At 61.0% G+C, this 7,643-nt stretch carries 9 protein-coding genes; 5 read left to right on the top strand and 4 right to left on the bottom strand.

Annotated features, from left to right (window positions below; genetic code table 11):
* Nucleotides 1-217: DUF1467 family protein (locus A3728_RS05525; RefSeq protein WP_067920999.1), on the bottom strand; the 217-nt coding region annotated here is incomplete at its 3' end.
* Between the two features lie 2 nt (nt 218-219).
* On the bottom strand, nt 220-624 hold the full coding sequence (gene mce / locus A3728_RS05520; RefSeq protein ID WP_067920997.1) for a methylmalonyl-CoA epimerase: 405 nt from the start codon (nt 622-624) through the stop codon (nt 220-222).
* A 129-nt stretch (nt 625-753) separates the two neighbouring features.
* On the opposite strand from mce, the gene A3728_RS05515 reads away from it, so the two are divergent.
* Nucleotides 754-1,473 (top strand): response regulator, encoded by a 720-nt coding sequence (locus A3728_RS05515; RefSeq protein ID WP_067920995.1) that lies wholly within the window; start codon nt 754-756, stop codon nt 1,471-1,473.
* Between the two features lie 16 nt (nt 1,474-1,489).
* Here the strand turns inward: A3728_RS05515 and A3728_RS05510 are convergent, their stop codons facing one another.
* Nucleotides 1,490-2,224: a GNAT family N-acetyltransferase gene (locus A3728_RS05510; protein WP_067920993.1), complete on the bottom strand. Its 735-nt coding sequence runs from the start codon at nt 2,222-2,224 to the stop codon at nt 1,490-1,492.
* 176 nt (nt 2,225-2,400) lie between these two features.
* On the opposite strand from A3728_RS05510, the gene A3728_RS23005 reads away from it, so the two are divergent.
* Complete coding sequence (locus A3728_RS23005; protein ID WP_161487234.1) at nt 2,401-2,565, top strand: hypothetical protein; 165 nt, start codon at nt 2,401-2,403, stop codon at nt 2,563-2,565.
* Nucleotides 2,566-2,845: 280 nt separating this feature from the next.
* Nucleotides 2,846-3,322 (top strand): hemerythrin domain-containing protein, encoded by a 477-nt coding sequence (locus A3728_RS05505; protein ID WP_067920991.1) that lies wholly within the window; start codon nt 2,846-2,848, stop codon nt 3,320-3,322.
* A 53-nt stretch (nt 3,323-3,375) separates the two neighbouring features.
* Here the strand turns inward: A3728_RS05505 and aspS are convergent, their stop codons facing one another.
* A complete protein-coding gene (aspS, locus tag A3728_RS05500; protein ID WP_067920989.1) occupies nt 3,376-5,154 on the bottom strand; it encodes an aspartate--tRNA ligase in 1,779 nt (592 codons plus the stop codon).
* A gap of 151 nt (nt 5,155-5,305) precedes the next feature.
* On the opposite strand from aspS, the gene ku reads away from it, so the two are divergent.
* Nucleotides 5,306-6,184, top strand: a complete 879-nt coding sequence (gene ku / locus A3728_RS05495; protein ID WP_067920987.1) for a non-homologous end joining protein Ku — start codon at nt 5,306-5,308, stop codon at nt 6,182-6,184.
* A 1-nt stretch (nt 6,185) separates the two neighbouring features.
* A partial coding sequence (gene ligD / locus A3728_RS05490) for a non-homologous end-joining DNA ligase (protein ID WP_201722295.1) occupies nt 6,186-7,643 on the top strand: 1,458 nt, incomplete at its 3' end.

The raw sequence follows: 7,643 nt of genomic DNA, 5'->3' as shown, positions 1-7,643 counted from the left end.
AAAGGATGATGCCCGCGATGACGATCCAAAGCACGATGGCTATGGCTGTCGTCCACAGTGCCTTCCGTTTCAGGTGATGCTGTTCCGGCGCGCCCGAATGGGTCCCGGGAATGATCTTTCCCGCATCGCCCTGCGTCTGCACCCGGATCGGCAGCGCGATGAGGAAGACCATCGACCAGATGACAGCGAAAAGAACCAGCCCCGAGGTGATACCCATGTTCAGACCTGTTCAAGCTCGACGAGCGCGCCGTTGAAATCCTTGGGATGCAGGAACAGCACGGGTTTGCCGTGGGCGCCGATCTTGGGCTCCCCATTGCCCAGAACCCGGGCCCCCGTCGATTTCAGGTGGTCGCGGGCCGCGATGATGTCATCGACCTCGTAGCAGATGTGGTGAATGCCGCCTGAGGGGTTCTTGTCGAGAAACCCCTTGATCGGGCTGTCGTCACCCAGCGGATAGAGCAGTTCGATCTTGGTGTTCGGCAATTCGATGAAAATCACGGTAACGCCGTGGTCCGGTTCGTCCTGCGGGGCCCCTACATTCGCGCCCAGCGCATTGCGGTACTGATCCGCCGCGGCGTCCAGATCCGGCACTGCAATGGCTACGTGATTCAGTCGTCCGATCATGGCGGCTCTCCTCTGGCTCTGTCGCACCGGGTTATGACGCCCGGCGGGGCCCAGCGCAATGCGTCAGATTAACGTGCCGTTAGGTATCGGGGCATAATCATTTCCCCCAGACACAAGCAGGAGGTGAAGATGGACAAGAACGATCCGACGACAGTCACGATCCCGACCCCGACCGCCATGCGACCGCTGTTGGGGCTGACCGTGCTCGCCGTGGAAGACAGCCGTTTCGCCTGCGAGGCGATGCGCCTGCTCTGCCTGCGCTCAGGCGCGCGCATCCGGCGGGCGGACAGCCTGCGCGCCGCCCGGCGCCATCTGGAGGTGTACCGGCCCACGGTCGCGATCGTCGACCTTGGCCTGCCGGACGGGAACGGGCTTGACCTGATTTACGAACTCGCTCAAGCCCGGCCCCGGGTAGAGGCGCTGCTGGGTATCTCCGGCGATCCCGGTACCGAAACGCCCGCCATGGCGGCGGGGGCGGATGGTTACCTCTGCAAGCCGATCACGGGGATTTCGGCCTTTCAACAATCCGTCCTTTCCGCCCTGCCCCCGGAACGTCACCCGCGCGGGGCAAGGATTATCACCGATGAATGCGTCGTGCCGGACAAGATCGCATACAAGGATGACATGGCGCATATCGCCGACATGCTGGACAATGAGCCCGAAGACGGTGCGCTTGACTACGTGGCGCAGTTCCTCGCCGGGGTTGCCCGCAGTGCGGAAGACGCAGGCATGGAACGGGCCGCTACGGCGCTCGCGGAAAAGCGCGCGGGCGGCGAATGTGCGACAACCGAAGTCGCGACGATAGCTGGGATGATCCAGGACAGGCTTACCGAACGATTGGCGATATGAAGCGTGCGGGGGAGGATCAGCTCTGCCGCAACGCGGGATCCTCTGCCACACGGACGAGCGCCGTCAGATCGCGCAGGGATTCCCGCTGGTGCCCGGCGTCGTCAAAATTCGACGGGGCAAGCCAGGCCTCGAAAGCTTCTTTCAGGGCGGGCCATTCACTGTCGATGGCCGCGAACCACGCGGTATCGCGGTTGCGGCCCTTTACGACCGCTGCCTGACGGAAGACGCCTTCGTAGCTGAGGCCGAGCCGCTGTGCCGCGCGGCGGGACACGAGGTTGAGTGCATTGCACTTCCATTCGTAACGCCGATACCCGAGTTCGAAGGCCGTCCTCATCATGAGGTACATCGCCTCGGTCGCCGCGCGCGTACGTTGTAGAGCGGGTGCATAATTGATATGCCCCACTTCGATCGTGCCTGCCTCGGGGGTGATCCGAAGATAGCTCGCGACCCCGGCCCACTGGCCCGTTTCCCGATCAAGAATGGCATAGAAGAAGGGATCGTCCAGCGCTGCCACATCGCGCACCCAGCGGTGATATTGCGCCGCCGACGAAAACGGGCCATAGGGCAGATAATCCCAGACCTGATCCTGCCCCGCATAGGCCCGGTACAACAGCGCCGCATGGGATTCCGCAGTCAGCGGTTCCAAAGCGGCGTAACGCCCCTGAAGTACCAAGCCGGATGGGGGCGGCGGCGGCGTCCATCCGGGGACTTCCGCACCTAGCGGAACCTGCAATTGTTCTTTGCTGCTCATCGCCAAAGCGTATCCCCGTTGCGGGAGCCCGCCAAGGGGATTGCAACCGGGATCAGGCCCGAAATGCGGCCCCTCGGTTTGTAATGCCCGGCTCCTGGCATTCTGCCACCGTAAAACTGTCATATTGATCGGTGAGGATGGTTCCAGAAATATGGACCAGTACGGACGGTTACGACATGACGCAGAGAACACCCAAGACTTTGAGATCCTCTTCGATTGACTGGATCGTCATGACGGCCGCGCTCATCGGGATTGCCATGGTCTTTGCCGCTTCCATGCGGTCGGAGAGCGGGCTCGCAGCGAATGTACGCCCCTACCTTTCGGAACGCGGATTTTTTTGAGTGGCCCCAGATCTAGAGGCGCTCGTACAATGAACTCAACGCTGTTGACCTGACAGAGGCCGTGCAGGAACGCGAACTCGACTTTGCGAACCGCATCCGTACCTGCCGCCCGGGCCAGCAGCTTCTCACAGGCTAAATCCCTCACGACGATTACCATGGACGCATACATCAGGCTGCTTAGTCACCACATTCCCGCAAGAGTTGAACGAGATTCAACCGCTCCTTTGGGAACCGGCCCTCAGCACCGGCGTTGAAATCACATTCAACGAAAGGAAAATTTATGCCCTCTATCTACGATGCCATAAAGGCTGACCATGATGATCACCGCCAATTGCTTGAGAAAATCGCCGATACGGAGGGTGACAGCAAAGCCCGGCAGGAGGCATGGAATACGTTCTATCGTGACGTCAAATCCCACGCCGCCGCAGAAGAGGAGACGTTCTACTCCAAGCTGATCTCGGAAACCTGGGGGCAGGACGCCGCGCGCCATTCGGTGCATGAGCATCAACAACTCGATGATCTGCTGGAGGAGCTAAACGAAAAGGACATGTCCTCTTCGGGTTGGATGACCCGCTTCAAGACCTTGCGCCACGACTATGAACACCACATCGACGAAGAAGAGGACGAAGTCTTTACCCGCGCCAAGAAGGTGATCGGCGAAGAGCACAACGAAGACTTCGGCAAGCGCTTTGAAGAGCGCAAGAAGGAAGAGCGCAAGCTGATCGACGAAAAGCGCGAGGATTCGCTGGAAGACTAGGAGCGAAGAAGGGGCGCCCCTATGAACTGGTCACGGGGGCGCAGATGCCTTGCCTATTTCTCCTGCGGAATGACCCGCAGACCCAGTTCCATAAGCTGATCGGGCATCGGCTCGCTCGGCGCGTTCATCATCAGGTCTTCCGCCCGCTGGTTCATCGGGAAGAGGATGACTTCGCGGATGTTCTGTTCGTCCGCCAGCAGCATGACGATACGGTCGATACCGGCAGCGCATCCACCGTGCGGCGGGGCACCGTATTGGAAGGCATTGACCAGCCCGCCGAACCGCTTGCGCACTTCGTCCTCGCCATAGCCGGCGATTTCAAAGGCCTTGAACATGATTTCCGGCTTGTGGTTCCGGATGGCGCCGGAAACCAGTTCATAGCCGTTGCACGACAGGTCATACTGATACCCGAGCACGTCGAGCGGATCGCCTTGCAGGGCCTCCATCCCGCCCTGCGGCATTGAGAAAGGGTTGTGCTCGAAATCAATCGCGCCGGTTTCCTCATCCTTTTCGTAGATCGGGAAATCGACGATCCAGGCAAAGGCGAAACGGTCCTTGTCGGTCAGGTTCAGCTCTTCACCAATGACATTGCGCGCGCGCCCCGCGACCGCCTCGAAGGACTTTGGCTTACCCCCGAGGAAGAAGGCCGCATCGCCGACCTCAAGCCCCAGTTGCTGACGAATCGCTTCGGTCCGCTCCGGTCCGATGTTCTTGGCAAGCGGTCCCGCCGCTTCCATGCCCTCACCCTGATCACGCCAGAAGATATAGCCCATGCCGGGCAATCCTTCCTTCTGGGCGAAGGCGTTCATCCGGTCGCAGAACTTGCGTGAACCGCCGCCCGGCGCGGGTATGGCCCGGATCTCGGTCCCGTCCTGTTCCAGCAGCTTTGCGAAGATCGCAAAACCCGAGCCGCGGAAATGGTCGCTGACGACCTGCATCTTGATGGGGTTGCGCAGGTCCGGCTTGTCGCTGCCGTACCAAAGCGCCGCGTCCTTGTAGGAGATCTGCTCCCACTCGCTGTCCACTTTCCGCCCGCCGCCGAACTCTTCGAAAATGCCCGCGATGACCGGCTGGATCGTGTCGAAGACGTCCTGCTGGGTGACAAAGGACATTTCCATGTCGAGCTGGTAGAAATCGGTGGGGGAACGGTCCGCGCGGGGGTCCTCATCCCGGAAGCAGGGTGCGATCTGGAAATAACGGTCGAACCCCGAGACCATCAACAGCTGTTTGAATTGCTGCGGAGCCTGCGGCAATGCGTAGAACTTGCCCGGATGCAGGCGCGAGGGCACCAGAAAGTCACGCGCGCCTTCGGGCGAAGAGGCCGTGATGATCGGCGTCTGGAATTCGCGGAAGTTCTGATCCCACATCCGTTTCCGGATGGAGGCCACCACGTCCGAACGCAGCTTCATGTTGGCCTGCATCTTCTCGCGCCGCAGGTCCAGATAACGATAGCGCAGGCGCGTCTCCTCGGGGTATTCCTGATCGCCGAAAACCATCAGCGGCAGTTCCGCCGCGGCGCCCAATACCTCCAGGTCGCGAATGTAGACCTCGATCTCCCCTGTGGGGATCTTGGGGTTCACCAATTCCTCGGCGCGGGCCTTCACCACACCGTCAATGCGGATGCACCATTCGGCCCGCACCTTTTCGACCTTTTTGAAAACCGGGCTGTCCGGATCGCAGAGAACCTGCGTGATGCCATAGTGGTCACGAAGGTCTATGAACAGCACGCCGCCGTGGTCACGCACCCGGTGCACCCAACCGGCAAGCCGGACGGTCTCGCCTACGTTTTCCTTGCTCAGTCCGGCGCAAGTATGTGTGCGGTAAGCGTGCATATGACGTCCCCTTCTGGGCTGCAATTCATTCGGCGCAGGTACACCGTTTGAAGGTCCGGAAGTCAAGGGCAAGCGCACTGGGGGCGGCATCTCGGACGCGTGGCGAACCGAATCGCCGGGTGGTGCGTTTGACAGGCAGGAGGGCCCCGTTATGGCATCACGTGCATTGTGGAAAGGGCAGCTTCGGTTGTCCCTCGTATCGATCCCGGTGGAGATTCATTCGGCCACCAAGTCGGGCGCGCGCGTGTCCTTCCGCCAGATCCACGGCCCCTCGGGCCAGCGGGTGAAATACGAAAAGACGGTGCCCGGCATCGGCCCGGTGGATACCGCCGAGATCATGAAGGGGTACGAGATAGGAGACGATGAGTACCTCCTGCTCGAAAAGGACGAGATCGACGCCATCAAGCTCGAAACCAAGAAGACACTCGAACTGGTGCAGTTCGTCGGCGCCTGTGAAATCCCCCCGCTTTATTTCGACAAGCCCTATTACATCGTGCCCACCGATGAACTCGCCGAAGACGCCTATCGCGTGGTGCGCGACGCCCTGCGCGACGCGGAAAAGACGGGGCTCGGACAACTGACGATGCGGGGCAAGGAGTACCTTTGCGCGATACGGCCCTGTGGTGACGGCCTGTTGCTGGAAACGCTGCACTACGCGGATGAAATACGGAACGCCGAACCGTTGTTTTCCACCGTCGAAGAAAAGCCTGCGGAAGAAGACCTGCTTTCGGTGGCCACCGAATTGATCACCCGCAAGACCGCCCCCTTCGATGCCGCCGCCTTCGAGGATCGATATGATATCGCCCTGCGCGAGTTGATCGAATCCAAGCGCCGCAGCAAGAAGACCCCGCGCGCCAAGACAGGCTCCCACTCCGGGACATCGAGCACAGGCGGTGAGAATGTCGTCGACCTGATGGCGGCGTTGAAGGAAAGCCTGAAGGCCGACAAGGGATCGACCCGCAAGACCAAGAGCACCGCGAAAAAGAGCAGCACCACGAAGAAGAGCGGTTCTGCAAAGAAGTCAGCCTGACATGTCGCGGCTGGCGCCCTACCTCGCCAAGAGGGATTTCGACCAGACCCCGGAGCCGACGGGGGGTGTGGCGAACGGGCTCGCACCGCGTTATTCGATCCAGAACCACGCGGCGACCCGGCTGCACTGGGATCTCAGGCTGGAATGGGACGGTGTATTGCTCAGCTGGGCGATCACAAGGGGGCCGTCATTCGATCCGTCGGAAAAACGCCTTGCCGTGCGCACCGAAGATCACCCGCTCGACTATCTGACATTCGAAGGCACCATCCCCAAGGGCAACTACGGGGCCGGGACGGTCATGCTGTGGGACATCGGATATTGGCAGCCCACCATTGATGTGGAGAAGGGGCTGAAGAAAGGCCACCTGAAATTCACGCTCCACGGGGAACGCCTGACCGGGGCGTGGAACCTCATCCGGATGCAGCGAAAGGAAAAGCGCGAGAACTGGCTGCTGATCAAGGAGGACGACGAAGCCGCCGATGAACCCGACCCCGTGAAGAGATACACAACCAGCGTCAGCACCCGGCGAAAGATGAAAGCGATCACCGAGGACGCTGAACTAGGCAAGGGGCACGAACGTCGCGGCGCCCTGCCCCGCTGGCGCAAACCGCAGCTTGCCACGTTGACCGATACATTGGGAAACCCCGAAACCCGCTGGCATGAATTGAAGTTCGACGGCTATCGGGCCGAAGTCGCCTTGGGTAAGGGCGGCGTTCGGATCTACACCCGGAACGGCCATGACTGGACCGAAAAATTCGCACAGCTTGCCCCCGCTTTCGATGCCCTGCCCTGCGACAGCGCCCTGATCGACGGGGAGATCACGGTGGGTGCCGGGCTTTACGGTTTCGGCGCGCTGCAAAAAGCGATCAAGCTGGGCGGACCCTTTCAGTTTCACGCCTTCGACCTGATGTATTGCGATGGCGAGACACTGTCAGACGAGCCGCTTACCGAACGGCGGGCCCGGCTGGAAAAGCTTTTTGACAGCGTGCCACCTTTGGGTCTTTTGCAGCTTTCCCCCGTGCTGGAAGGGGATCCCACAGCCGCGTTCGAGGCGATTTGCGGCAACGGCGGCGAAGGGCTCATCTCCAAACAGAAGGACGCACCCTATCGCGGCGGCCGGAGCGCCGCATGGCAAAAGATCAAATGTGTCAAACGAGCCGAATTCGTCATCCTCGGCTGGCAGGCTTCGGGCAGCAAGGGCCGCCCCTTTGCCTCCCTCGCGCTGGGCGTCGAGGAGAACGGCAGCTTTCGCTACGTCGGCAAGGTCGGCACCGGGTGGGACGAGGCCACGCAAGATGAAATCGCCGCCCGCATGGCCCCTCTTTCCCGAAAGACACCGCCCGCGGACGTTCCGAAGGAAGACGTCCGGGGGATGCGCTGGCTTACCCCGCGGCTGGTGGCGGAGGTGCGGTTTGCCGAGTTCACCGAAGACGGGCGGCTTCGCCATGCCGTTTTCCTT

It is taken from the genome of Sulfitobacter sp. HI0040, assembly GCF_001634885.1.
In the GTDB taxonomy this organism is placed as follows: domain Bacteria; phylum Pseudomonadota; class Alphaproteobacteria; order Rhodobacterales; family Rhodobacteraceae; genus Sulfitobacter.
The sequence above is the reverse complement of the archived record's forward strand: the minus strand, read 5'-3'. Positions and strand labels throughout refer to the sequence as shown.